Annotated in this window: 21 protein-coding genes; 12 read left to right on the forward strand and 9 right to left on the reverse strand. The window is 69.2% G+C overall.

The annotated features are described in order from the left end of the window. Positions 1 to 116 precede the first annotated feature (116 nt). Complete coding sequence (locus RIA68_08905) at positions 117 to 467, forward strand: PilZ domain-containing protein (GenBank protein ID MEQ8317561.1); 351 nt, start codon at positions 117 to 119, stop codon at positions 465 to 467. 28 nt (positions 468 to 495) lie between these two features. On the opposite strand, the gene RIA68_08910 is transcribed toward RIA68_08905, so the two are convergent. Beyond that, positions 496 to 1080 carry an HIT domain-containing protein gene (locus RIA68_08910; protein MEQ8317562.1) on the reverse strand — a complete coding sequence of 195 codons (585 nt, stop codon included), beginning with the start codon at positions 1078 to 1080 and terminating at the stop codon, positions 496 to 498. A gap of 73 nt (positions 1081 to 1153) precedes the next feature. Here RIA68_08910 and RIA68_08915 point away from each other — a divergent pair, with 73 nt between their 5' ends. The 3 genes from RIA68_08915 (at position 1154) to RIA68_08925 (ending at position 2847) form a co-directional block, all read left to right on the forward strand. Next, positions 1154 to 1591 (forward strand): CBS domain-containing protein, encoded by a 438-nt coding sequence (locus RIA68_08915; protein ID MEQ8317563.1) that lies wholly within the window; start codon positions 1154 to 1156, stop codon positions 1589 to 1591. 100 nt (positions 1592 to 1691) lie between these two features. Further along, positions 1692 to 1928: a 50S ribosomal protein L31 gene (gene rpmE, locus RIA68_08920; protein ID MEQ8317564.1), complete on the forward strand. Its 237-nt coding sequence runs from the start codon at positions 1692 to 1694 to the stop codon at positions 1926 to 1928. A gap of 196 nt (positions 1929 to 2124) precedes the next feature. After that, positions 2125 to 2847 carry a putative metalloprotease CJM1_0395 family protein gene (locus RIA68_08925; GenBank protein MEQ8317565.1) on the forward strand — a complete coding sequence of 241 codons (723 nt, stop codon included), beginning with the start codon at positions 2125 to 2127 and terminating at the stop codon, positions 2845 to 2847. A 9-nt stretch (positions 2848 to 2856) separates the two neighbouring features. Here RIA68_08925 and RIA68_08930 read toward each other — a convergent pair whose 3' ends face one another. Beyond that, positions 2857 to 3804 carry an iron ABC transporter permease gene (locus tag RIA68_08930; GenBank protein ID MEQ8317566.1) on the reverse strand — a complete coding sequence of 316 codons (948 nt, stop codon included), beginning with the start codon at positions 3802 to 3804 and terminating at the stop codon, positions 2857 to 2859. A 91-nt stretch (positions 3805 to 3895) separates the two neighbouring features. Between RIA68_08930 and atpC the strand changes: the two genes are divergently transcribed. Next, positions 3896 to 4318 carry an ATP synthase F1 subunit epsilon gene (gene atpC / locus RIA68_08935; GenBank protein MEQ8317567.1) on the forward strand — a complete coding sequence of 141 codons (423 nt, stop codon included), beginning with the start codon at positions 3896 to 3898 and terminating at the stop codon, positions 4316 to 4318. 45 nt (positions 4319 to 4363) lie between these two features. Here atpC and RIA68_08940 read toward each other — a convergent pair whose 3' ends face one another. Beyond that, a complete protein-coding gene (locus RIA68_08940) occupies positions 4364 to 5362 on the reverse strand; it encodes an agmatinase family protein (GenBank protein MEQ8317568.1) in 999 nt (332 codons plus the stop codon). A 133-nt stretch (positions 5363 to 5495) separates the two neighbouring features. On the opposite strand from RIA68_08940, the gene RIA68_08945 reads away from it, so the two are divergent. The 5 genes from RIA68_08945 to RIA68_08965 all read left to right on the forward strand — a co-directional run bounded on the left by RIA68_08945 (position 5496) and on the right by RIA68_08965 (position 11348). Further along, on the forward strand, positions 5496 to 7322 hold the full coding sequence (locus tag RIA68_08945) for an AbgT family transporter (GenBank protein MEQ8317569.1): 1827 nt from the start codon (positions 5496 to 5498) through the stop codon (positions 7320 to 7322). A gap of 227 nt (positions 7323 to 7549) precedes the next feature. Beyond that, entirely contained in the window at positions 7550 to 8395 is an 846-nt protein-coding gene (locus tag RIA68_08950; GenBank protein MEQ8317570.1) for a hypothetical protein, read from the forward strand. Continuing rightward, entirely contained in the window at positions 8392 to 9255 is an 864-nt protein-coding gene (locus RIA68_08955; GenBank protein ID MEQ8317571.1) for an exosortase/archaeosortase family protein, read from the forward strand. Before RIA68_08950 ends, RIA68_08955 begins: the two co-directional genes overlap by 4 nt. A gap of 21 nt (positions 9256 to 9276) precedes the next feature. Beyond that, complete coding sequence (locus RIA68_08960; protein MEQ8317572.1) at positions 9277 to 9942, forward strand: hypothetical protein; 666 nt, start codon at positions 9277 to 9279, stop codon at positions 9940 to 9942. Then, positions 9939 to 11348, forward strand: a complete 1410-nt coding sequence (locus RIA68_08965) for a sugar transferase (protein MEQ8317573.1) — start codon at positions 9939 to 9941, stop codon at positions 11346 to 11348. The genes RIA68_08960 and RIA68_08965 overlap by 4 nt, the downstream gene beginning before the upstream one ends. Positions 11349 to 11352: 4 nt before the next feature. On the opposite strand, the gene RIA68_08970 is transcribed toward RIA68_08965, so the two are convergent. From RIA68_08970 to RIA68_08985, 4 genes are read right to left on the reverse strand one after another with little or no spacing between them, the layout of a single operon-like run. Continuing rightward, the gene (locus tag RIA68_08970; GenBank protein ID MEQ8317574.1) at positions 11353 to 13425 is read right to left on the reverse strand and encodes a helicase C-terminal domain-containing protein; all 2073 of its coding nucleotides are present in this window, start codon (positions 13423 to 13425) and stop codon (positions 11353 to 11355) included. Next, positions 13425 to 14234, reverse strand: a complete 810-nt coding sequence (rsmG, locus tag RIA68_08975; GenBank protein ID MEQ8317575.1) for a 16S rRNA (guanine(527)-N(7))-methyltransferase RsmG — start codon at positions 14232 to 14234, stop codon at positions 13425 to 13427. The genes RIA68_08970 and rsmG overlap by 1 nt, the downstream gene beginning before the upstream one ends. After that, on the reverse strand, positions 14188 to 15438 hold the full coding sequence (locus RIA68_08980) for an FtsW/RodA/SpoVE family cell cycle protein (protein MEQ8317576.1): 1251 nt from the start codon (positions 15436 to 15438) through the stop codon (positions 14188 to 14190). Before RIA68_08980 ends, rsmG begins: the two co-directional genes overlap by 47 nt. Then, a complete protein-coding gene (locus RIA68_08985; protein MEQ8317577.1) occupies positions 15438 to 17933 on the reverse strand; it encodes a penicillin-binding transpeptidase domain-containing protein in 2496 nt (831 codons plus the stop codon). Before RIA68_08985 ends, RIA68_08980 begins: the two co-directional genes overlap by 1 nt. 162 nt (positions 17934 to 18095) lie before the next feature. Between RIA68_08985 and RIA68_08990 the strand changes: the two genes are divergently transcribed. Beyond that, entirely contained in the window at positions 18096 to 20012 is a 1917-nt protein-coding gene (locus RIA68_08990) for an acyltransferase family protein (GenBank protein MEQ8317578.1), read from the forward strand. A gap of 34 nt (positions 20013 to 20046) precedes the next feature. On the opposite strand, the gene RIA68_08995 is transcribed toward RIA68_08990, so the two are convergent. Together RIA68_08995 and RIA68_09000 are read right to left on the reverse strand one after the other, a co-directional pair. Next, positions 20047 to 20682 carry a PEP-CTERM sorting domain-containing protein gene (locus RIA68_08995; protein ID MEQ8317579.1) on the reverse strand — a complete coding sequence of 212 codons (636 nt, stop codon included), beginning with the start codon at positions 20680 to 20682 and terminating at the stop codon, positions 20047 to 20049. 27 nt (positions 20683 to 20709) lie between these two features. Next, the gene (locus RIA68_09000) at positions 20710 to 22215 is read right to left on the reverse strand and encodes an EF-hand domain-containing protein (GenBank protein MEQ8317580.1); all 1506 of its coding nucleotides are present in this window, start codon (positions 22213 to 22215) and stop codon (positions 20710 to 20712) included. A gap of 432 nt (positions 22216 to 22647) precedes the next feature. Between RIA68_09000 and RIA68_09005 the strand changes: the two genes are divergently transcribed. Beyond that, on the forward strand, positions 22648 to 23898 hold the full coding sequence (locus RIA68_09005) for a hypothetical protein (protein MEQ8317581.1): 1251 nt from the start codon (positions 22648 to 22650) through the stop codon (positions 23896 to 23898). Positions 23899 to 24092 lie beyond the last annotated feature (194 nt).

Raw genomic sequence — 24092 nt, forward strand, 5'->3', positions numbered from 1 at the left:
CCACCCGCGCCCAGCCGATGCGAAAGAGGGAGCGAGAGCCGAAGTGGCCAGGGAAGGCCCGCGTGGCCGGGGTGGAAGGCCGCGTTCGCAAGGGTTCATCCGCGAGGTGGTGACACATGGATGCAGCGCAACAGATCGAACTGAAGAGGCTCCAGACCAAGACCACGGGCGACGCAATGCCCGACCCGGGGCCATACCCCTTTGACCGGCGCCGCGCCGTCCGCGGCCCGGCCCACGGCCAGCGGCTGGGCGTCGTCTTCGGCGCCGAGGGCGGGCGGTGGCTCTTGCCCCTCGAACTGCGTGACACGAGCGCGAGCGGCGTGGGTCTGGTGGCACGCCAGCAACTCGAGCCGGGCGATCGCGTGACCCTGTACGACGAGGGCCGCCGCGCGACCTTCATCAAGGGCTACGTCGCTCGGTGCCAGGCACGCGAGGACGGGCAGTTCGACCTCGGCCTGAGCATCTAGCCGACAACGGTCGAAAGACCCTTCAAAACTAGTCGATCGTGAGCCGCATGTTCGCCCAAGTGGTGCGGTAGCGGCGCGCCATGTCGTCGAGTGCTTGGGGCACGACACGCACCTGGCCCACCGTCGTGATGAAGTTGGTATCGCCGCCCCACCGCGGCACGACGTGGACGTGCAGGTGGCTAGGCACGCCCGCGCCCGCGGCGCGGCCCTGGTTGATGCCCACGTTGAGGCCCTGGCACTCGAGCGTGCGCTCGGCGAGATCGCAGGCGAGCTCGGTGAGCATCCACAAGTGGCCGCGCTGGTCGGGCTCGTAGTCCAGCAGCCTCGAGCGCGGCTCGCCCAACGCGACCAGCAGGTGGCCGTTGGCGTAGGGGAACGCGTTGAGCAGGATCATGCCGCGTCGAGTCCGGGCCACCACGTGGTTGGCATCGTCGTCTTCCGGATTGCTCCAGTAGGCCGAAAGGAACGTGCCGCCCGAGCCGTCGGAGGCCTTCGACTCGGCGTCACCCAGCGACTCGAGGTACTGCAGTCGCCAGGGTGCGTGGATGCCCTCGGGGCCGGCAGGGCGATTATCGGAGCCGCGACCCTGGGCCGCGTGGTCGTCGGTGGGCATCGACGACTGTAGCGGCTGCGCGCAGGGCTCCATCCGGCCGATAGTTGTGGAGAAGGCTCCCCGGAGGTACGGCATGAAGATCTCGGACATCATGACGCGGCAGATCGTGACGGCCAGCATGGACGACGACCTCGAGCACCTGCGCGAGCTCTTCACGAACTACCGCTTCCGCCACCTGCCGGTCATCGGCGACGACGGCAGGCTCGCGGGCATCGTGTCCGATCGGGACGTGCTGGCCGCCGTCAGCCCCTTTGCGGGCACCATCAACGAGCGGACGGCCGACGCGAACAGCCTCAAGCGGCGGGCCCACCAGATCATGAGCCGCAAGCTGCACACGATCTCGCCCGACGAGACGGCCGAGAACGCCACGCTCATGCTGCTGCACCGGCGTATCTCGGCCCTGCCCGTGGTCGATGATCGGGGCCACCTGGTGGGCGTGGTGACGATGCGGGACCTGATGCGGTGGCTGCTGAACCACGCTGCCATCGACCCGCGCGAGGGCGCGGCCTAGGGCTTCTCCTGAGAGTCCGGCGGCTCCGGCAGGTGCCCGCCCCTGGCGGCGGGGATATACTCTCCGTTCCACGCACCAGACGAATCTTCGGAGCCGGGCCATGAAGCAGGAAACCCACCCAACGTACTACCCCAACTGTAAGGTCTACCACAACGGCGAGGTCGTGATGACCGTGGGCGCCACCGTCCCAGAGATGCACGTGGAGGTCTGGTCGGGCTCGCACCCCTTCTTCACGGGCAAGCAGGCCTTCGTCGACGCCGCCGGCCGCGTCGAGAAGTTCCAGCGGAAGTTCGGCGGCAACTACTTCGCCGGCAAGGACAAGAAGAAGGCCAAGTAGGCCCGACGCTCGCCCACAGATCGAGGCAGACTCGACCGCACGGAACACCGTGCGGTTTTTCGTTGCGCTCGCTTATTGGTCCTTCCGGTTTGCCCAGTCGGCACGATCGTCACGCCTTTCGGCACGACCGGCCGGGGATCGCTTCAGTCGGGCAGGGCTCGCGGGATTCGGTCGATGATGGAGTTAAGGAAGTCCCATGTTCTCGGCAACGGATGCCAGCCAAACCGCCAGCCCATTCGCCGCCCAATCGGCGAGAGCTGCCCTACCAGGCAAGAAGGCCGAGCGCTCCCAGACCGGCGAGCAGCTCAGCGAGGCCGAGAAGCGAAAGCTCGAGGAACTGCGCGAGACCGACGCCCGCGTGCGCCGGCACGAAGAGGCCCACCGCGCGGCGGCGGGCGCGCTCTATCGCGGCGGTCCCAACTACACCTTCGAGACCGGACCCGACGGCAAGCGGTACGCGGTCGCCGGATCGGTGCAGATCGACACGTCGCCTGGCCGGACGCCCGAAGAGACCGTCCAGAAGGCCGCCCAGATCCGCCGAGCCGCCCTGGCGCCGATGGACCCCTCGGGTACGGACCGGGCGGTCGCGTCGAAGGCAACCCGCATGGAAGACGCGGCGCGGCGAGCTCTTGCGAAGCAGGGCATGTCGGACCGCAAGGCGGCCGAGGTGACGACCGCCGAACCGCCGGCACCGCCGATCGCAACCAACACGCGCGATGAGCGAGCCACGCCCGCCGAAGCCGAGGTGGCTGCGTCCGAGCAGATCGAGTCCGCGTCGGCCGAAACGCTGTCGCCCGGCGACCTGGGCGGCGAGGTGTGGTCGACGGTGAGCGCCCTGAGCGACTCGACGCAGCTCAAGCAGGAACGACGCGCCGACGAGATGCCCACGCCGGCGCCGCACATCGACGTGATGGCGTGACCCACCGGCCTAGGCCGGCCGGCTCGCCTGGCTCCTGAGGATCACGATCAAGGCCGGCGCCGCGAGAATGGCGACGACGATGCCCGTTGGCATCCGGCCGGTCTCCATCGGCAGTAGCCGGGCGACGCTATCGCTCGCGAGCATGAGCACGGCGCCGACCATCGCAGCGCCGATCACCAGCGGTGCGTGCCGCGGGCCCATGAGCATGCGTACCAGGTGTGGGCAGACCAGCCCGAGGAAGGCGATCGGCCCCGAGAGCACCACCGCGATCGCGGTCAGCACGCCGGCGATGAACACCATCTCGACGCGCAGCCGCTTCAGCGGCACCCCGCTCGAGAGCGCTTCGTCTTCGTCCATGGCCGCCGCATCGAGGGCCCGGCCGCGGCATGCGATCCATGCGGCCCCGACGATCGCGACGGCGCCGGCAAGGATCATCTGGCCCGTGGTAAGCGACTCGGTCAGCGAGCCGAAGTACCAGCCGCCCTCGAGCCTGGCGCTCGGCGGCATGAGGGCACGGACGGCGCTTGCGAGCGAGCCGAGCCCGATCGCCAGCGCCACGCCGACGAGGATGAGCGTGACCGGCTCGACCTGGCCCCGCCGCCGGCCGAGCAGCAGCACCAGCCCGAGGGCGCCGATCGACCCGACCAAGGCGGCCAGGTCGTCACGCACGGCCCAGCCCAGGGCGTGGACCACGGTGACCGCGAGCACCGCGCCGGCGGACATGCCCAGCAGATCGGGCGAGGCCAGCGGGTTGCGGAGCATGGCCTGGAGCGCCACGCCCGCGGCCCCGAGGGACACCCCCACGATCGTGGCTGCGATCGCGCGATCGAGGCGGATGTTGAGCACGACCCCCGAGTCTGGCGGCGCGAGTCCTCCGCCGGGGTCGATCAGCAGGCGGACGCCCAGCGCCGCCAGCAGCAGTGCACCGAGCAGGATGAGCGCGACCCGTGCGGGCATGGGCCAGCGTATGGCGCTACCATGGCGGCCCCGGCCCCTGAGGGCCGGTCTCGACGACCCCACGACCCTTCTGCGACGGAGCCGGGCACGCATGAGCACCCTGACCTGCAAGCTGATCACCCCCGATGGCGTGCTCTCAGACGGGCCGGTTCAGTACGCCTCCGTGCCCGCCCACGACGGCCAGTTCGGCGTGCTGCCGGGCCGGGCCCCCGTGGTTGCCAAGCTGGGCCTGGGCCTGCTGACGCTGAAGACGAGCGACCGCCAGCAGCAGGTATTCCTCGTTGAGGACGGCTTCGTGCAGGTCTCGAACGACACCATCCGCGTGCTGGCCAGCAGCGCCAGGGCCCCGGCCGACCTCGACGAGCAGGACGCCAAGGCCGAACTGGCCGAGGCCGAGGCCCGCCGCGTGCCGAAGGATCATCCCGATCCGGTCGCCGAGCAGGAGCGCATCACGCGGCAGATGGAGCGGGCGAAGCTCCAGCTCAGGCTGATCCGAGAGCGCGACCGGCGGTAAGGCAAACCGTGAAGTCCAGAAAGACCGCGAGCATACGCGGTTTCTTTATGCGCCCAGCGCGCACATCTTGTAGAGCACACGGGCCCCTACCACCGCGTCGATGGATCGAACGCCCGGATCGGGATCGGGCGCGACCTCGACCAGGTCGAAGCCAGCCACCGTCTTGCCGCTCTCGATGACGGCCTGGATCACTGCCGCAGCCTGTGAAAAGCTCAGGCCGCCAGGAACGGGCGTGCCGGTGTTTGGGCACAGATAAACCTCGAGCGCGTCGATGTCGAAGGTGACGTAGATCGCGTCGGGCAGCGCCGCGAGCGCACGATCGACGAGCGAGCGGAACGCCGCCGGGTCGCCGCCCGCATCGGCCACGTGCTCGCCGAAGATGGTGGTGACGGGCTTGCCGAATTCGGCCTTGGCGGAGCGCGAGAACTCAAGCTCTTCCCTGCAGTAGTCGCGGATGCCGATCTGGGCCAGCGCCTTGACGCCGGACACCATCGTGAGTGCGTTGCGCATGATCGAGGCATGGCTGTGGGTCAGGCCGCAGTAGGCGTCGCGCAGGTCCATGTGCGCGTCGAGTTGCAGGATGCCGATCTCGCCTGCATGTTCGGCGCAGGCCTCGATAGCGCCCAGGGGCACGCCGTGCTCGCCGCCGACGAGGCCGGGGGTCTTGCCCTCGCTCAAGATCTGCGTCACGTGCTCGTACGTGTACCTGCGGATGCGCTCGCACGCGGCGTTCACGCGCTCGCGGGCGGCCTCGTCTACCGGCGGCTCGCCCTCGACCTCGATCAGCGCCTCGGCGTCGGGCCGGACGGCGGCCGAGAGCTCGGCGATCCAGGGCTCGATAGGCTCCATGGCGATGCCGCGGTCGGCGATGCGGCCCAGCCGGGTGTCTTCCAGGTCGACCTGGGCCGAGGCCTCGAGCACCGCCAGGGGTCCGCCAGCGGTGCCGGGCCGGTAGCTGGTGGTGGCGTCGAAGGGCACCCCCACGAGCACGACGCCGGCGTCGGCTCGGGTAGTCGGGAGGCGGAGGAACTCGGGCTGGGTCATGGACGGGGCCTCCCACCGCGGGGCACCGCCCGTGCGGTGCAACGCGTCGGTTGGCGCGACCATAGGGCTTGCTTGGCGGGCGGGGCGTGGGTAGGTTGAGGCCCCAACGCGTCGAACCCCACGGGAGCAGCCGATGGACGAGCATGTGCCTACGCCCTCCGACAAGCCGGATCTGATCAAGAACCGCCGCGGCGCCCTCGACTGGATCGAGTGGCTCGGCAACAAGCTGCCCGATGCGGCCACGCTGTTCCTGCTCGGCGCGATCGTCGTCATGATCGTGAGCCACCTCGCGTACACGCAAGGCTGGTCGGTCGAGGTGCAGTCGCTCCGAGAGACCGTCGATCCGACGACGGGCGAGGCAACGACCGAACTCGTCCCCACCGGCACCGTCCTGACCGCCCAGAGCCTGTTGACCAGCGACGGGCTCTACTGGTGCCTGAGCTCGATGGTCGCCAACTTCATGGGCTTCGCACCCCTCGGCGTCGTCCTCACCGGCATGCTGGGCATCGGCGTCGCCGAAAAGACCGGCCTGATCGGTGCCGGGCTCAAGGCATTCATGAAGGTGGTGCCCAACCAGCTCCTGACGCCCGCCATGGTCTTCCTGGGCATCATGAGCAGCTTCGGGCTCGATGCGGGCTACGTCGTGCTGCCCCCGCTGGCGGCGCTCTTGTACAAGTCGGTCGGTCGCTCGCCGCTGGCGGGCATCGCCGCAGTGTTCGCGGGCGTGGCGGCAGGTTTCAACGCAAACCTCGTGGTCACGGGCCTCGACCCCATGCTCGCGGCGCTCAGCACGCAGGGCGCGCAGATCATCGACGCGGACTATCAGGTAGCCGCGACCTGCAATTGGTGGTTCATGATCGTTTCGACCTTCGTCATCACCGGCGTGGGCTGGGCGACGAGCGCCTGGTTCGTCGAGCGCCGGCTCAGCCGCAAGAGCATCGAGGAGGGCGGACCAGCCCCCATCGAGGCGGTCGACCTGGAGAGCCAGCAGATCACGCCAACGGAGCAGAAGGGCCTGGTCGCCGCGGCCCTGACGGGCGTCGTCGTCATCGGCATCATCGTGGCGACCGTCGTCGTCAAGGACTGGCCGCTCTACGACTACCAGGTGCCCGGCGTTGCAACCGTCGAGAACCCCGATCCCGATCCATCGATCGCCGACCGCGTGAAGCTCGATGGCGAGCCGGTCGCGGCTCCGGAGACGATGCCCGAGGGCGCGGTGGTCGTCGAGGGCGCGGGCTACTACACCGACGCAAGCCTGACAACGTTCGTGACCGACTCCGGTGAGGTGCTGCAGAAGCGCTCGCCGCCGTTTGCGCGCTGGGTCGTGGTCATCACGCCGCTCATCTTCATCGGATCGATCGTCCCGGGCATGGTGTACGGCCTGGTCACGGGCAGCATCAAGAGCACCAAGGACGCGGGCGCGGTCATGATCAAGGCCATCGAGATGATGGCGCCGATCATCGTGCTGGCGTTCTTCGCGGCCCAGTTCATCCAGTACATGAGCTACAGCGGGCTCGACGTCATGATGGCGCACGCGGGCGGGCAGTCGCTCGCCACCAGCGGCCTGAGCAACTACGGGCTGGTCGTCGCGTTCATCGTCATGACGATGTTCTTCAACCTGTTCATCGGGTCGATGAGCGCCAAGTACACGCTGTTCGCGCCGATCTTCGTGCCCATGCTCATGTTCGTGGGGATCAGCCCCGAGCTCACCCAGGCGGCCTACCGCATCGGCGACAGCACGACCAACATCATCACGCCGCTCAACGCGTACCTGGTCATCATCCTGGTGTTCATGCAGCGGTTCGCACCCCGTTCGGGCATGGGCACGCTGATCTCGATGATGATGCCCTACACGATCGTGTTTGCCATCGTCTGGACCATCATGCTGCTGGCGTGGATGGCCCTGGGCCTGGAACTGGGCCCCAACGGCCCGTTGACCTATTCGATGGCGGCGGGCTGAGAGCGCTCGGATCTGCCGCGGATTCGCGCCGATTGCTGGGTCTGCGTGGACATGCCCAGTATCATCTCCACTCGATCGGCATCGGCACTCGAATTGTGCCGATGAACCGATACCGGAGCGGCGTGGAAGGGCCACGCGGCTGTCGATGAGATGGGATCAGGCGCCGTGCTATGGGACCTTCGGCCGAGGCCAAGACAAGCCAACGGCCCGCCACGGGCGGCGCGACGATGAGCGGCGCACCCTCCGCGGGCCGGCCCGAGGGCCGGGCCGTCCGCAGCCCGATCTCGCAGATGGCGTTGTTCGCCGGAGCGGTCCGGCCGACACCGCTGCTCAAGGCCACCGCCCGCAACGTGCTGGACCTCCCGCTGCTCGACGGTCAGACCATCGGCGGACGGTGGCAGGCGGCGCTCGACGGTGTCTCGTCGTCGCTGCCGCTCCGCATCCTGACCGACACCAAGAGCCCGGCGCCGGCATCGACGGACAATGGCCGGACGACCGTGGAACCCGACGACGTCGCGTTCCTCGGCACCGGCGGCGTGCTCCGCGCCGCGGCCAAGGGGAACGAGGGCAAGATGCTCGTGGCCACGGGCGGCAGCGTGCTCACCGTCTCGCTGGCGGAAGTGCTCGACGATCTGATCGCCTTGGACTCCGACGTGGCGCTGCTGGCCGAGCACGACGGCACGCCCACGGGCGTCATGCTCGTGTCGGCCGACGTCATGCGATCGATGCCCGGCGCTGGGTACATGGACTTCAAGGAACAGTGCCTGCCGGGCATCGCCAAGCGGCACCGCGTGCGCGTCGCGCGGGCGGCGGCGGGCGGTCGGGTGTGCCTGCCCGTTCGCGATCGCGAGCAATACCTCGCCGCGCTGTCTCACTTGTCTGGCGGCGCGCCGTTTCGCGTCGTCGAGCCCGGCGCCGAGGTCTCCTCGACGAGCCGGATGCGCGACGCGGTTGTGCTAGCGGGCGCTCGCGTCGGCGATGAGGCGGTCGTGGCGCGTTCGATCCTCGGCCCCGGCGCCCTCGCGCCCGCAGGCCAGGTCGTGACCGACGCCATCGTCGGGGGCGCGGCATGACCGGCGCGGTGCAGGAGTGGACGCGGTGGACGCCGATCCAGGCGTGCATCGCCGTGGTGGCCGCGGTGTTTGCCTGCTTTCCGGCGTGGCGGGATATTTACATGACCGCCACGACCGACCCGGACAACGGGTACATCGTGCTGGTCCCCGCCGTCGCGGGCTGGCTGGCGCTGTGCCGGCGGCGACGCCTGCGGAGCGCCGGCCGGAACGGGCTGTGGATCGGCCCGGTGATCGTCGCGTTCGCGGCCGCGACGTACCTGCTCGGCGGCCTGCTCGGGCCGACGCTTGCCGTGCACTTGGGCGCGATCGGCGTGCTGATCGGCGCCATCTGGTCGGTCGTTGGCAGCAGCGTGATGCTGCGCATGAGCCCGGCGGTAGTCGCGCTGTTCTTCTTGGCGCCGGCGCCCATGGCCTGGCTGCTTCCGCTGACCGACGTGTTGAGCACCTGGAGCCTGGCGCTGACGGCCGGCGTGCTCGAGATCTTCGGCATGCCGGCATACGCGAGCGGTCGCGAGCTCGTCGTTGGGCTCGACCAGGTGAGCTTGGGCGACTTCGCCGGCGTCCGCATGATCGCCGCCATCGGGCTGGTAACCTACGCGTTCGCGTTCGGCACGCCGCTGCGGCACGGCGTGCGCATCGCGTTGGTCCTCGCCAGCCCGCTCGTGGCCATGGTCGCCAACATCGTGCGACTCGTGCCGTTCGCCATCCTGGCGGAGAATTGGCCGGCCTCGACGCACACGCTCGCGCAGGTGAGCGGCTGGCTGACGCTGGCGCTCTCACTCGGAATGTTGTACGGCGGCATCCGCCTGCTCGCCTTCGCCCAGGTGCCGGCCCGCCGGTATGCGTTGGCGTACCAATAGCCTGACTTTCGAGGAGCTCCGGTGAGTCGAACCGTTCCCATCATCCTGATCATCCCGCTGGCCGTCGCGGTCTACCTGGCAGACCCCATCCGCCACAAGGGAACGATGGTCGATCCATCGGCGTACGAGGCAGGCATCGCCGACCTCATCGTCGAAACGCCCGGATGGACGCGGACCGAGCTTTCCGAGACGCTGCCGCGCGCCTTCCCGCCGCACAACGCGTACCTCGACAAGACGACGCAGTACCAGTACGTCGGCGCTGCCGGCTTGCCGGGAGGCGACTCGCCCTCCGCGACAGAAGCGTTTCTTCGGATCGTCATCGTCCAGGACCGCCGCGACCTGCTCGCGTTCGATCCGATCCAGGCGATGCGGGCCGGCGGCTGGACGGGCCGTGCAGGCCAACGGCGCGAAGGTTTCCGCCGCACGATCCACGGCCGCGGCCCGGGCCAGTACGGCGAGCGCGTGACGCTCGACACGATCTACGTCGTGCCGGGAGCGTGGGGCGCCGATCCGCAGATCATCGCCGAGGCCGGTCGCAGCGGACCCGGTTGGCCGGGACCGGGCGCGATCGTGCAGCTACTCCTCAACGGCGGCGGAGAGCAGGGCGAAGCACCCGGGTTGTCCGAGGCGGCCCGACGAGTCGCCGAAGCCCTTGCCCGGTCGCTGCCCGACGGAGATCAGCCGTGATCGCCGAACCCGCCGCCAGCCCCACCGTGTTCGGCCTCTCGCCCGTCGCGCTGCACGACCGGTTCTGGGCGTCGCGCGGCGTGCAGGTGGTGCGCCAGGGCATGGCCACGCCGCTGGTGCCGCACGCACAGCTCTTCCTGCTGCTCCAGCCTCGCACGCTCTGCCTGTTCGAGCTGCCAGCGGTGGTCGACCACATCGTCTGGGACGACGCCGACCTGGTGATGCTCCGGTTGCAAGACGTCGACGAGCACGCCTACCGGGAGCGGATCGTATCCGACGAGGACGGGCGCTTCATCAAGATCGAGCGTGTGTATGGCAGCGACGATTCTCGCTTCGCGCGTGCGGCCGTCACCAACCGGCCGACGGTCGCGAGGCTGTGGCAGGAAGCCGAGGATCGCCGAGACGGCTGGCGCAAGCTCCGACGGGCGGTGCGACGCGGGCAACGCTGGCCGATGGTGATCGACGCGCGGGTGTTCGATGCCGGCGACCGGACGGAACTCTCGCGCTGCGCGCGCCTGCTCGTCGAGCGATGGCATGCACCGAGCAGCACGATCGAACGCGCCGAGCCGCACAGCCGCGGCGCCTGGCTCGACCCGACGGCCTCGCTCGAATCGGGCGCCCAGTGCATCGGCCGCGTGTGGGTCGGCGCGGGCCGGACGGTCTCGAGCGACGAACTGCTCGTCGGGCCCGATATCGTCTGGGACGACCCGGAGCACACGCCCGACCCGGGCGACGTGCGCTGGCTCGACCTGCAACCAACCGAACGCACCGAGCCGCTGCGGCCCCGCTCGGTCCCGACGCTCGAGCGTGTCATCAAGCGTGGATTCGATATCGTCTTCGCGCTCGCGGCGCTCGCCGTCACGCTGCCGATCTACCCGATCGTCATGCTCGCCATCTGGCTCGAGGACGGGCGGCCCTTCTTCTTCGCGCACACGCGCGAATCGCTCAACGCCAAGGACTTCCCGTGCCTGAAGTTCCGCTCCATGCGGAAGGACGCGGAGAAGATGAAGGCCGAGCTTGCCGCGCTCAATCAGGTCGACGGGCCGCAGTTCTACATCAAGGACGATCCACGGCTGACGCGCGTGGGCAGGTTCATCCGCAAGGTCCAGATCGATGAGTTGCCGCAATTCTTGAACGTGCTGGTCGGGCACATGTCGGTCGTGGGCCCGCGGCCGAGCCCGTACAAGGAGAACCAGTACTGCCCGGGCTGGCGCGAGGCGCGGCTAAGCGTGCGGCCCGGCGTAACGGGGCTCTGGCAGGTGAAGCGCACGCGGGCGGCCGACAGCGACTTCCAGGAGTGGATCCGCTACGACATCGAGTACGTCGAGAACATGAGCCTCTGGCTCGACCTCAAGATCATCTGGCGAACCATCGCGACGATCATCCGCTCGATCAAGCGGTCGTGAGCGTCTACCACGCCTGCTCGCCAAGCGGCTCGCCCTCGTACTGCTCGACGGGCACGCCCTCGGGCATGGCCTTGACGAATAGCGAGCCGTAGCGCGCGGTAACGATGCGCGGATCGAGCACCACCACCTGCCCCGTGTCGCTCGCGCTGCGGATGAGCCGGCCGAAGCCCTGCTTGAAGCGGATGACGGCGCGCGGCAGGCTGTCGACGCGGAAGGGGTCCTTGCCCTGCTCCTTTAATCGCTCGGCTCTCGCCTCGGCGAGCGGGCGATCGGGCGGATCGAACGGCAGCCGCGTGATGATGACGTTGCGGAGGCTCTCGCCCGGCACGTCGACGCCCTGCCAGAAGCTGGCGGCGCCGAACAGGGCCGAGCTCGGATCCTCGCGGAAGCGCTCGAGAACGAGGGCGCGCGAGCCGTCGGCGTCCTGCGCGTGCACGTTGATGCCAAGTCGCCCAAGCGGGTCGCGGCAGGCCCGGGCCATCGCACGCAGCAGCCGGTGGCTGGTGAACAGCACGAACGCGCCGCCGCGCGTCGTGCCGACGTGCTCGACGATCGCGGCCGCCAGGCGTTCCTCGTACTCGCGGCCGAGCCCGCGGCCGGGCGTGCCCACGCGCTGGTCGACGATGAGCCGGACCTGCCGTTCGTAGTCGAAGGGCGAGCCCAATCGCAGCGTGGAGGCGCCGGCGGCGCCGAGCCGCTCGATGGCGTGGTCGAAGCCGGAGCCATCGTCGCGGGCGCTCGTCGCGAGCGTGGCGCTGGTCAGGCAGACCGAAAAGTCGCGGCCGAAGAGCTCTTCGTTCAGGATCGGGCCGACGTCGATCGGCGCGCAGGTCAGGCTCACGCGAGGTCGGCCCGTGCTGCTTCGGCTGGCATCGACCCAGTACACGAAGCCCGGCTGGCTCTGCTCGACGAGCGCGTCGCAGGCCCGTGCGATCTCGGCGGCCCGCATCGTGTAGCTGTTGAGCTCGAACTTGTCGGGCTCGTAGCGGGGCTCCTCGGGCAGGGCTTCCTTCAGCCGCTTGAGCCGTCCGGCGAGTTCGTCGAAGGCGGGCGTGACCGAGTTCCCGACCACGCCGGGCTCGCGGATGCGCAGGCTTCCTCCATCCCCGCCGCCCTTCTCGCCCGCGACGACGCCCAGCGAGCCGAAGAACTCGCGCGCCGCCAGCTCGGCCTCGTGCACGGCGCTCGCCGCGGCCAGCAGGGGTCGATCGTCTTCCAGCTCGAGGTTGGCCAGGTAGCCCTTGTTGGTCCGGCTGTTGAGCAGCACGCCCAGCAGGTGCATGACGCGGCCCTCGGTTAGCGAGAGGCCGAAGTGGTCGGCGGCGACCTCCTCGACGGTGTGGGCCTCGTCGAGCACCACGTGGTCGTATTTGGGCAGGAAGCCCGTGCCGCGCGATCGGAGGGCGAGGTCGCTGAAGAAGAGCGCGTGGTTGGTGACGAGCAGGTTCGCCCGCTCCATGTCGCGCCGCGCGTTCTGGTAGAAGCACTGCTGGTAGCGCGGGCACTTGCGGCCCATGCAGTTGCCGCTGTCGCTCTGCACGCGGTCCCACACGCCGGGCTTCTCGAGCGAGGGCAGCGTGCTGAGCGTGCCGTCGTGGGTGGCGTAGGCCCATTCTTCGATCGTGCCGAGCGAGCGGCGGCTGGGCTCGTCGCCGAAGAGCTTGAGCCGACGCTTGCTCGCGAGTTCGAGGCGCCGGATCGAGAGGTAGTTGCCCCGGCCCTTGACCAGCGAGGCGTGCAGCTCGCTGCGGCTGCCCGGCTGGGCGAGCAGCGCCGGTTGCAGAACGCGCTCCAGCAGCGGGATGTCTCGCGCGATGAGCTGTTCTTGGAGCGCGATGGTGTGCGTCGACACGACGACGCGCTCGCCGAAGCAGATGGCCCGGACCATCGCCGGCACGAGGTACGCAAAGCTCTTGCCCACGCCCGTGCCCGCCTCGGCCAGCAGGTGGGCGCGATTCTCCATCGTGCGCTGGACGGCGTCGGCCATGCCGAGCTGCTCGGGCCTGGGCTCGTATCGCCCGCCCAACGCCTCGGCAATGGGTCCGTCGGCTTCGAGGAGGTCTCGTGCGTCGGGCATCAGCGCCCCAGCGGCTTGCGCTTCGGCTCGCCGTTACCACGCGGATAGGCCTTGGGCGTCGGGCGCAGCTTCTCGAGGATGACGATCCGGCCGGTGGGCGTCTCGAGCGTGCCGGCGTGGGCGCTCAGCAGCAGGTGCAGGGCGGACTTGGCGTTCTCGAGTTCCTCGCCCGCCTTCTCGCCCTTGATGAGCAGCGTGACGCCGCCGGGCTTGACGAAGGGCGTGGCGAGCTCGGCGATGGTCGCCGTCGGCCCCACGGCCCGTGCGATGGCGGCGTCGTAGGCGTCGCGGTGCTCGGGATCGCGGGCCGCCTGCTCGGCGCGAGCGGTGACGACGGTCGCGTGTTCCACGCCCAACACGTCCAGCACCGCGCGCACGAAGGCGGTCTTCTTGGCGGTGGCGTCGAGCAGGGTGAAGCGCAGGTCGGGCCGGACGATCGCCAGCGGCACGCCGGGCACGCCGCCGCCCGTGCCGACGTCGATCACGGTGGCGCCCTCGGGCAGCTCGGCCAGCGGCGCCATGAGCGTCAGGGAATCCAGGATGTGCCGCGTCCAGGCTTCGGACGGGTCCTTGATGGCCGTCAGGTTCATCCGGGTGTTGGCGTGCAGCAGGATGGCCAGGAACCTGCCGAGCTTCTCGATCTCGCCGGGCTCGAAGGCGACGCCGAGCTCGGCGGCTTGGGCCAGGAATGCTGGCGGTGCTTCGAGCGGCTGCGTGGGCGCTTCGGCGAGGATCTCGGCAAGAAACGCCTGCACGTCTCGATCAGGGGCTGGGGCGGGTTCGGACGTTGCTGAGGACCGGCTGGGCATCACCCTCAGCGTATTCAAAGGACGGGCGGTACGACTGGCTGGTTCTTCGCAGCCCGACGCCCAGCACGAGCCCGGTGGTGAGCCAAACGGCCACGATGCTCGACCCGCCGTAGCTGAGGAACGGCAGGGTGATGCCCACAATGGGGACGAGCCCGACGTTCATGCCGACGTTGACGATGGTCTGGGCGGCGATGAGGGCGGCCAGCCCGACGCACAGCAGCCGGCCGAACGGATCGGAGCACGTGGCCGCCACGCCCAGCGCGCCCAGCAGCCAGGCAAGGTAGAGGCCCAGGATGCCCACGCCGCCCCAGAAGCCGAAGCGCGTGACGAGCACGCTGTAGACCATGTCGTTGTGTGCCTCGGGCAGTCGGTTGTAGCGGATGAGCGCGCGGGCGTGCTGGTCGGCGTTGCCGCTGGCCTGCCCCGCGCCGATGACGCGCTGGGCGGTGCCGCCCTGGAAGTTGATGCCGTCGGCGCCCTCCTGGCTTCCCTGGAGCTGGCGGATGAGCCCGACGACGCGCTGCTGCTGGTAGTCTTTCAGGAACGGATAGCTGGCGGGCGCGGCCATGGCGGCGACCAGGGCGATGACGGCGATGTGGCGGAGCTTGGCCCCCGCGGCGACGACGATGGCCCCCAGCGCGGGCACGATCATCATGGCCGTGCCGAAGTCGGGCTGGAGGATGATCAGCGAGATGGGCACGAAGCCGATGAGCCCCGGGCCGACGAGCCCGAGGAAGCGGCGGTGGCTGCGTCGGTAGCGCATGTGCCACGCCAGCGTGATGACGAACACGACCTTGGCTAGCTCGGCCGGCTGGAAGTCCATCGGCCCCAGGTCGATCCAGCCGCGCGTGCCATTGCGGGGTCTGACGATCGACTCGGGTATTGCCGGGATGAGCAGGAACACGAGGAACGCGAGCGTGGCGATGATGAGCGGCCAGCGCAATAGGCCGAACCAGCGGTAGTGCGGCACGCAGGCCACGCCCGCGGCGAAGACGCCCACGCCCACGAACAGCAACTGGCGGTGCGCGGTGGGGCTCAGGCCCGTGGCGCCGTCGCTCTTGGTTGCGATGTCGATGGCGTAGACGCCCAGCAGCGTGAGCGCGAGGGCGGCGGCAAAGCTCAGCCAGCCGAAGTTGGCGATGGCCCACCGGGCCCTGGAGCCCGAGCCCTCGGCGAGCATGAAGCCGTGCACGCGGTCGAGCATCAGCCCCGCTCGCCCGTTGACCCGCGCGGCAGGTAGCCTTCTTCCTGCAGGGCGTGGATGACCTGGTTCGCGATCGGCGCACTCACCCGCCCGCCGCTACCGGCGAACTCCATCATGACGCTGATGGCGTACTTTGGCCGCCCGCCCTCGGGGCCGACGAGTCCGACGAACCAGGCGTGGGTGTATTTCGCCTTGACGGGGCGGAACCTCGTGACGGTGCCGGGTGGCTCTTTCTTCGGATCCCACACGACCTCGCCATCGGGAGCGACGCGGACCTCCTTGGTGAGCGTGGCGTCCTGCTGGGCGGTGCCGGTCTTGCCCCAGACGCTGATGCCCGGGGCGGTGAAATAGCGGACGTACTCGTCGTTGATCGTCGTGCCGAAGCCGGTGCCGTCCCGATCGTTCACGCTGAGCCAGAGGCCTTCGAGCGCGGCATCGATCGAGCTGGGGTCGAGCCCGATGTCCTGGCGTGGCGGCGGCGTCTCGCGCCGCACGAGCGTGGGGCCGAGGCGGACCCCGCCGCGTGCGAGCGTGGCGAAGGCATCGGCGGCGTGCAGGGGCGTCCACGCGACGGGGCCCTGGCCGATACCCAGCATGATCGCGTCGGTGCGTGAGGGCGGGATGTCGATGGGGTTGCCGTCTTTGTCGCGACGCGGGATCCGGCCGAGCAGGCCCTCGGCGCAGGGCACGGCATCGAGCGGGGCCGCGCCGACGCCGAACTGGCGGTAGGCTTCGATCATGCGGTCGTAGCCGAGTCGGCTGCCGAGCGTGTAGAAGTAGATGTTGCAGGATCGCTTGAGTGCCTCGGGCTCGTCGAGGTCTCCACCAGCCACGATGTTGTGGGTGAGCCAGTTGTGTTCCGAGCGGTAGATCCAGCAGCGGAGCACGTCCTTGCGGCCCGGCAGATAGTGACCGTTGCAGGCGATGCGCTCGCCGAGCTGCTGCTCGCCTCGGCTCGCCGCCCAAACGAGCGTCAAGGCCTTGGCGATGCTGCCCGGTGCGTAGATGGCCGACGTGGCGCGGTTGAAGCGTGGGTCGTCCCAGTCCTGGGTCTCGAGGCCGTCGGGCCTCGTAGCGCTGCCGATGGGATCGTCGGGGTCGACCGTGGGCGTGCTGACGAGCGCGAGCACTTCGCCCGTGTCGATGTCGATGACGACGGCAGCGCCCGCGAGCGGCAGGCCGTCGTCGCGCCTGCTCTGGATGTTGCCGTGCCACCCTTGTGCGACGGTCAGGCCGACCTCGGGGCTCATGGCCGCGGCGATGCGGGCTTGGAGCACGGCGTCGAGCGTGAGGGTGACGTCGCGGCCGGGCGTGCGCTCTATGGCGTGCTGCTCGCCCGTGTCGAGGCGACGAACACGCACGCCGCGCAACCCGCGGAGCTCGTGCTCCATCTTGGCCTCGACGCCCGTATGGCCGACGTGGTCGCCCTCCATGTAGCGGCCGCGGTCTTCGTCGCGGCCGGTCATGGCCAGGGCGACGTGCTGCGCGTCGGCGTTGCTCTTAAGCCACGCGTTGCGGCGCTGCACGTCTTCGGCGTAGACGCCCCGGCGTGTGCGGCCGATGATGGCGTCGAGCGTCCCCCCAACCGTCACGCTGAGCGAGGCGTCGCCGCGGCCGTCGCCCTTGAGCGGGCCGGGCAGGGTCGAGCGATCGACGTCGACGGTGATCTTGCGATAGGGGTACTGGCGGTCGCGGGCGTCGCCGACGCTCAGGCCCGGCACGACGGGGAGCTCGACGCGAACGCGCGTGCCGGTGGCTTTGCCCTCGACGTCGAGCACCGGCGCCTCGAAGGAGATGGTCTGCTCGGCGAGCTGCATGATCCGGAGGCCGACTTCGTCGTCAACCCGAGAGATGACGGTGTGGGGCCGCTCTTGCTCGGCGACCGGACGGCGGGCCTGGGCTTCGAGCCGGGCCTTGAGTTCGTCGGTGAGCTCCTGGCCGCGGGCCTCGGCGCGCTCCTCGAGCTGGTCCATGCGGAATCCTGCGTAGAGCTCGGCGATCTTGCCAACGCGGGCGACGACGTGGGCCTGCCGCTCGAGCACGTCGGCGAGCGGGACGTCGGCGACGCGGGCCAGCTCAATCAGCCCGCGTTCGAGGTGTTCTCGCAGGAATGGCTCGTACGACCTCGCGAGCTTGTCGCGCTGCTCTGAGGCCAGCTCGCCCCAGGCTTCTTCGTGGGCCGCTTTTGCAAACCGCACGGCCATGACTTCGACCCACACGCCGCTGAGCACGGCGTAGTCGAGGCGGACGTCGAAGCTGGGGCGGTCTCGGGCGAGCACGCGGCCAGTGCGGTCGAGGATCTGGCCGCGGACGGTGGGCTCGTAGGCCAGGCGTTCGAGCCGCCGCTCGGCGTCGGCCTTGAGCCGCTCGCCGTCGAGGAAGCTGAGCCGGCCGAGCTGGGCCGTGAGGGCGGCAAAGCCAACGAGGCCCAGGGCGGCCAGGAGCACCAGCCGCCCGTGGAACATGCCCAGGCCGTCTTTTTCGTACATGCCCATGGGAGCGTCCTTGCGCGGGCGTCTGGAGAGGGCCGACCGGTGGCCCACCGGAGGGTATCGGGTCGACGACGGGGCGACGGCGAGTTGCGGCCCTCGTCGGGCCCCGGCGTCGAGGGCGATCGTCGTTGGGGGCGACCCGATTCGGGCGTATGCTCATCGTCCATGCACGAGCCTCCCCCCGCTCCCCCGCCCGTAGTGGCACCTTCCAGGCACCAGACGGCTCCGGGCCTCGCCACGGGCTCTGTTTCCGGCGCAGCCCGGCGGCACGATCTCGACGCGTTGCGGGCGTTCGCCATGCTGCTGGGCATCGCGCTGCACGCGTGCCTGGCGTACACCGACATCCCTTGGGTCGTCCGCGAGCCGACGGGCAACCCGGCGTACTTCCACTTCTTCTCGTTCGTCCACGGCTTCCGCATGCCGCTGTTCTTCCTGCTCAGCGGGTTCTTCACGGCGATGTTGTGGTACCGGCGTGGCACGGGCGGGCTGGTGAAGCACCGCTCCAAGCGCATTGCGCTGCCGCTGGCGATCGGGCTGGTCACGATCGTGCCGGCGACGTTCGCGGTGGCGATCGGCGCGAGCATCGTGACGAACGCCGCGTCGAGCGATGGGCCGGCCGTTCGTGAGAGTACGAGCGACGCCGACCTGTGGACGGCCGCGGCCCGGGGCGATGCGGACCGGGTGGCGTACTGGATCGAGAACAGGGACGAAGAGGGCGTGGCCACTGATCTGGACGCGCAGGACCCCCGCTTTGGCATCACGGCGCTCGGCTGGGCGGCGATGACCGGAGAGGCCGAGGTCGCAGCGCAGCTCATCGACGCCGGTGCGGACCCGAGCGCACGCAACCGCGATAGCAATACGCCGCTGCATTCGGCGTGCTTCTTCGGGCGCTCCGGGGTCGCGCGTGTGCTGCTGGGGGCCGGAGCAGATCCGCTCGCGCAGAGCGACTCAGGGGAGACGCCTGCGGACACGATGGATCACGACGCCCGCACGGTGGGCTTCATCGCCTCGCTGACGGGTGTCCAGGCGGAATTCGAGGAGGTACGCGCAGGGCGCGACGAGATCCGGCCGCTGCTCGAGGCAGCGATCGAGGATGCGCGGCAGGGCGGCGTTGCGGAGCCGGTCGCCAAGAGCGGCCATCCGGCCGAATGGATCGTCGGTGCGTTGTTCGCGTTTCCGACGTTCAACCACCTGTGGTTCCTCTGGCACCTTTGTTGGCTGGTCGCGGGCTTCGCGGTGGTTGCGGTGGTCGCCGGGCCGGCCCTTCGCGGCTTGTCGCGCGTGTCGATCGCGCGGTTGCTCATCGGTACGCCGGCAAGCCTGCTGTGGCTGGTGCCGCTCGTCGCGGCGTTCGAGTTCGCGATGGACGGCGGAGTCGGGCTGCCCGCACCGTGGCCGACGGTGCTGGGAACGGTGGAGGGCCCGGTGCTGGGGCCGGCGACGAGCGCTGGGCTGGCGCCGATGGTGCTGGTGCTGGGCTACAACGCGGTGTTCTTCGGATTCGGTGCGTTGCTGTACCTCGTGCGCAGTGCGCCGGCCGAAGCGGGATCGCCGCGGGCGCATTTGGGAAGGGGCTGGTGGCTGATGCTGCCCCTCGCGCTGCTGGCATACCTGCCGACGATGGTGCTGCTGTACGCGGCCGAGCCGGAGGTTGGTGAGACGGTACTGACCAACGCCGTGCAAGATCGGAGCGTCCAGCTTGCCCTCGCGGGGCTCGGCCAGGGGGTATTCGTGTGGGGCCTGTGCTTCGGGCTGATCGGGCTGGGCGAGCGTGTGCTGTCGGGAGAGCGGCGCTGGGTTCGGTACGTGAGCGACTCGAGCTACTGGCTGTACGTCGCGCACCTGCCACTGGTGTTCGCGTTGCACGCGGCGTTCTACTTCGTGCCGATCCCGGCGTGGAGCAAGTTCGCGCTGGTGACCATCATCACGACGGCGTTGCTGCTGGCGAGCTACGCGTTGTTCGTGCGGTACACGTTCATCGGGCGGCTGCTCAACGGCCGGCGCGAGCGGCCTCGTCGTCGATCAATGCGGACGCCACCCGACGTGCCCGAGGGCGCGCCGGGTGGCTTGGGGGGTGCCTGACGGTCATTTGACCGTCACGTATCGGGCTCGGTCATCAACGCCGGCGGCGAACACAGAGCGCGCCCGCGGCCAGGCCGAGCAGGCCGAGCGATGCCGGCGCCGGGACGATGCGGATCTCGCCCATGCCTTCCATGAGCGAGCCGACGTCGATCTGGCGCGACGCCGATCCCGCCAGCGACTCGTAGACCCAGAAGCCCTTGCTACCCGGGTCGGTGATGGTCTCCAGCGGCATGACGCGGTCAGCGCTGAAATCGGTGGCGGTGTAGTTGATCGTCCAGACGGCCACGGGGTTGTCGCTCACGCCGATGGTCGGAATGAACGGCGCATGGAGCTGGCCCGGCAGGACGTCCATCGCGCCCGTGCCGGTCAGCACGCCGTCGGACGTGCCCGAAAAGTCGAACGGCGAGATCAGGCCGTTGGTCGTCCAGTTGACCCCGGCGATGCCCGGGCCGAGCGGATCGGTGCCGACCAAATCGAACAGGCCGGTGGCGAACGCGTAGTCGACGCTGTCGTCGAACTTCGCCGACACCGTGATGGTGGTCGACTGGGGGAAGGCGCTGGTCACCGGCCCGAGGATCGGGTCATCGACGCTGATCTCCCAGCCGTAGAGCTGGCCGAAGGCCATCGGCGAGGCGGCCGCAACCGCCAGGATCGTGCAGATATGTCTCATCTCGAGTCTCCTTGGTGAGTGGCGGGCTTACGGGCACCCGGCATCGAACGCGTTGAGGAAGCACAGGAAGTCCAGGAAGTCGAGCTGACCGTCGCCGTCGCAGTCTGCCGATGGGTCGCCGGCATCGAAGGCGTTGAGGAAGCACAGGAAGTCGAGGAAGTCGAGCTGGCCGTCGCCGTCGCAGTCGGCCACGCACGGGATGCCGAACGACTCGTCGAGGAAGGTCATCTGGTCGATGCCCCTGGCCGTCATGCTGAAGCTCTCCAGCCCCTCGAAGGGCACGGTGGCGTCGGACGCGAGGATGCGGACCTCATCGGCGCGGTAGGGCGGGCCGATGATGGGCGAGATCAGCGTCTCGTCGAAGCGCCAGATGAAGCACGGGAAGGGCGGGAACGGTGGCAGCGGCAGCGAGGGCTGCTTGCCACACCCGTGCACGACGATCTCGTCCATCACGATGACGCGGCCGCCCGCAGGGACCTCGCGCCGGTCAACAATGCGGCCGTCGAGCAGGCCGATGAGCGTGGCGGTCTGGGCGCCGATGTCGCGGAAGTCGGCGGTGACGACGCCGTTGTTGATGCTGGAGGTGCCCAGCGAGACGGGGGCGGCGCCGGGAACGCGGCCGGTCGCCTCGAGCTGTAGGCCCTGGTCGGGCCCACGGAGCGAGAGGGCGACCATCTCGACGTCGAAGCCCTCGCGGGCACCGGTCTCTTCGAACCAGCTGATGCGTACGCCGTCCTGTCCGCTCGACCCGATGTTCGAGATCGTCAGGTGATCGCCACGGGCTTGGAACTGCGCCTCGCCGAGGGCGCGGTGCTCGAAGTCGAACTGGCCCAGTGCCTCGTCGACGAGCGCGATCTCGCGGTATTCGGCACCACGCATCTCGGTCGCCGAGAGGGTGCCGACGACGGCCTCCTGCCCGACGGTGGCGACGATGATCTCGTCGGCGAAGACGACGTCACCGCCCAGGAGGACGATCTCGGTCGGCCGCGGGAAGGCGACGATGGCCCAGCACTCGGGCGGCATGGGCCAGAAGGGATCGATGATGCAGCCCTCGAGCCGGCGGATCTCGACGAGTTCGAGCCTGGGATCGATGTCGGTGGTGCGCACCTCGTCGACGGTCTGGCCGCCCAGCCGCGCTTCAAGACGCAGGGCGGCGGGCCGGACTCGCGTGGCGTCGAAGCTCAGGAACGAGTCGCCGCCGCGGGCCGTCGAGCGGAGCGACCACACGAACGCGTCGGGCACGCCGTCGACCACGCCGCGGACGGTCGTCTCGAGGAACGCTCCGTCGGGAAGGCTGGTCAGGGGCGGTGGCTCGAACGTGACGACGTGGAACTCGGCTTCGCCCAGACTGATGCGGACGCCGTCCTGGCCGGACGAGCCGATGTTGGAGACGACCAGGCTGTCGCCCGTGGGTCGCAGCACGGCGTCGCCCAGCGCCTCGTGCGGCAGGCCGAAGGCCGACAGGGGCTGGGCCGTCGTGACGGTCGCGGCAAGCGCGAGCGACGCAACGGCGGTAGCGAATTGCATTCTCATGGTTCTTCTCCTTCTCGATCCCAGGACCTTCGCAGTCCGCTCGCGGCATGCGACACCGCGTCGCGCCGGGCGGACCACGCCGAGTGCACGATGCTGAACACACGAATCCGGTGACGACAAAGAGAAGCGCGAATCCTGTTGCGTACTCACGCCCAGTGTTGCCTATTCACGCTATTTTCACGGCATCATGCTTGCTAAGACCCGAGCGAATGTTGCGCAGCGACGCGGGAGGCCGGTACGCATGGGTGTTTCTCACGCGGAAGGAGTACGTAGCGTGTCAACCCTGCGACGATTGTTCGATCGTCTATACAAGATTGAGCTGGCCGAAACTACGCATACGTTAGAAGCGTTCTTTGGCCACGCGACTGGCGTTGATAGAGTACTGCTATTGACCGATGGCGAGCCGATGCTTGGTCGAGAGGACATCGTCGGATGATCGGAGCCCGCGTCAGTCTGGCGATTGCCCTGGCGTGCATCGCGGCCTTCGCCTCCGCGTGCACATACATCGGGCAGCCGACTGCCAGGGAGCGATCTCGGATCGAGCGTGGCGAGGCCGCGTTCGTCTTGTACCGATACACGAAGGGCCACGATCACGAGCCGAGCCGTTTTGGCCTGGCGTTCGATGGCCCGGCCGACTCGTTTACGTCGCGCGGATCGAGGCCAATCCCGCGAGCGCTCTCCAAGCAACTCGCGAAGCAAGGCTGGTTCTACCAGGTATTGAAGCCCGGCCGGCACGTCAGTCTCGTCGAGCACAAGAGCGTGTTCGACGCAGCGACGCAGCTCGACGCGCCGCGCATCGAGTTTGCCGTGCCCGAGGGCGTCGGCGTCGTGTACGTCGGCAGCGTGCACCGAGGTACCAGATCTGACGAGCTGTCGCTGTCGGACGAGTGGGCCGAGGCGGCGGCGATCATCGAAGCCGAGCGGGCCCAGGGAAGAGCGCTCGCACGCGTGCAGGGACCGATCGTACATTCGTCAATGCGGCGGTACGACCGCCCTACTCCGATGCAAGATCGCCCGGGACCAGGCGCGACGGTGTCGGCCTTTCTCGGTGACGCGCCGGCACCTGTGGGCGGCGCTGTTCGTGGCATGGCAGCCGGCGCCTCCCCCGGCGTTCAGCTCATGGGCGCGAGCCTCGAGGCGGGACAGGGGGATCCGCTCCTCACGACGTTCGTCGCTGCCCCAGGACTCGTCGTGGGCGCGTTCGTCGCCGGCGTTGGGTCGGTCATCGGTGCGATCGTCGGTTCGGATGACGCCGAGCGGGAACGCATCCGCAAGCTCGAAGCGGCGTTCGGCGAAGCGCAGGTCGGCCTCATGCTCGCCGAACGGGTTGCGGAGAGTCTGCAAGGGCGGGTCGTGACCGATGGCGCTGCGGACGTCGAGGCCTGGATCACGCGGATGGACTTCCCACGTATCAAGCAGGATCGCTGCATCGAGATCGCCTTTCGAGTGCGCGCCCGCGACGACTTGGACGCGGTCTGCTTCGACCGGCTCTACGTGTCGCGTCACCCCGATGCCACGAGGTCCCGTTTCGCGGCGATGCACGAACTGCCGCTCGATCGTGAGCCGACCCTGCGCCCCAGGACCGAGTGGTGGAGCGAGGATGGCCCGGACCTGATCGTCGAAGAGGTCGAAGCGGCCATCGAAGCCCTTGGCGAGCGCGTCCGGATCGACCTCGGGCCCTGAGCAGTCAGGCCGCTTTACGCACGACGCAGCCGCTGGCCGGACTCGATCAATGCCGTGCTACTTCGTGGGAGCGCCGACTTCTCGGACCACATTTGGCAGCGGTGCCCGATGGCCGAGGCAGTTTCTTCCCTTGGTTCCGATCTTGACGGACGAGTCGGGGCGGGGTCGTGCCGATGAGATTGCATATCGGATGA

This window comes from Phycisphaerales bacterium (assembly GCA_040217175.1).
In the GTDB taxonomy this organism is placed as follows: Bacteria; Planctomycetota; Phycisphaerae; order Phycisphaerales; family UBA1924; genus JAHCJI01.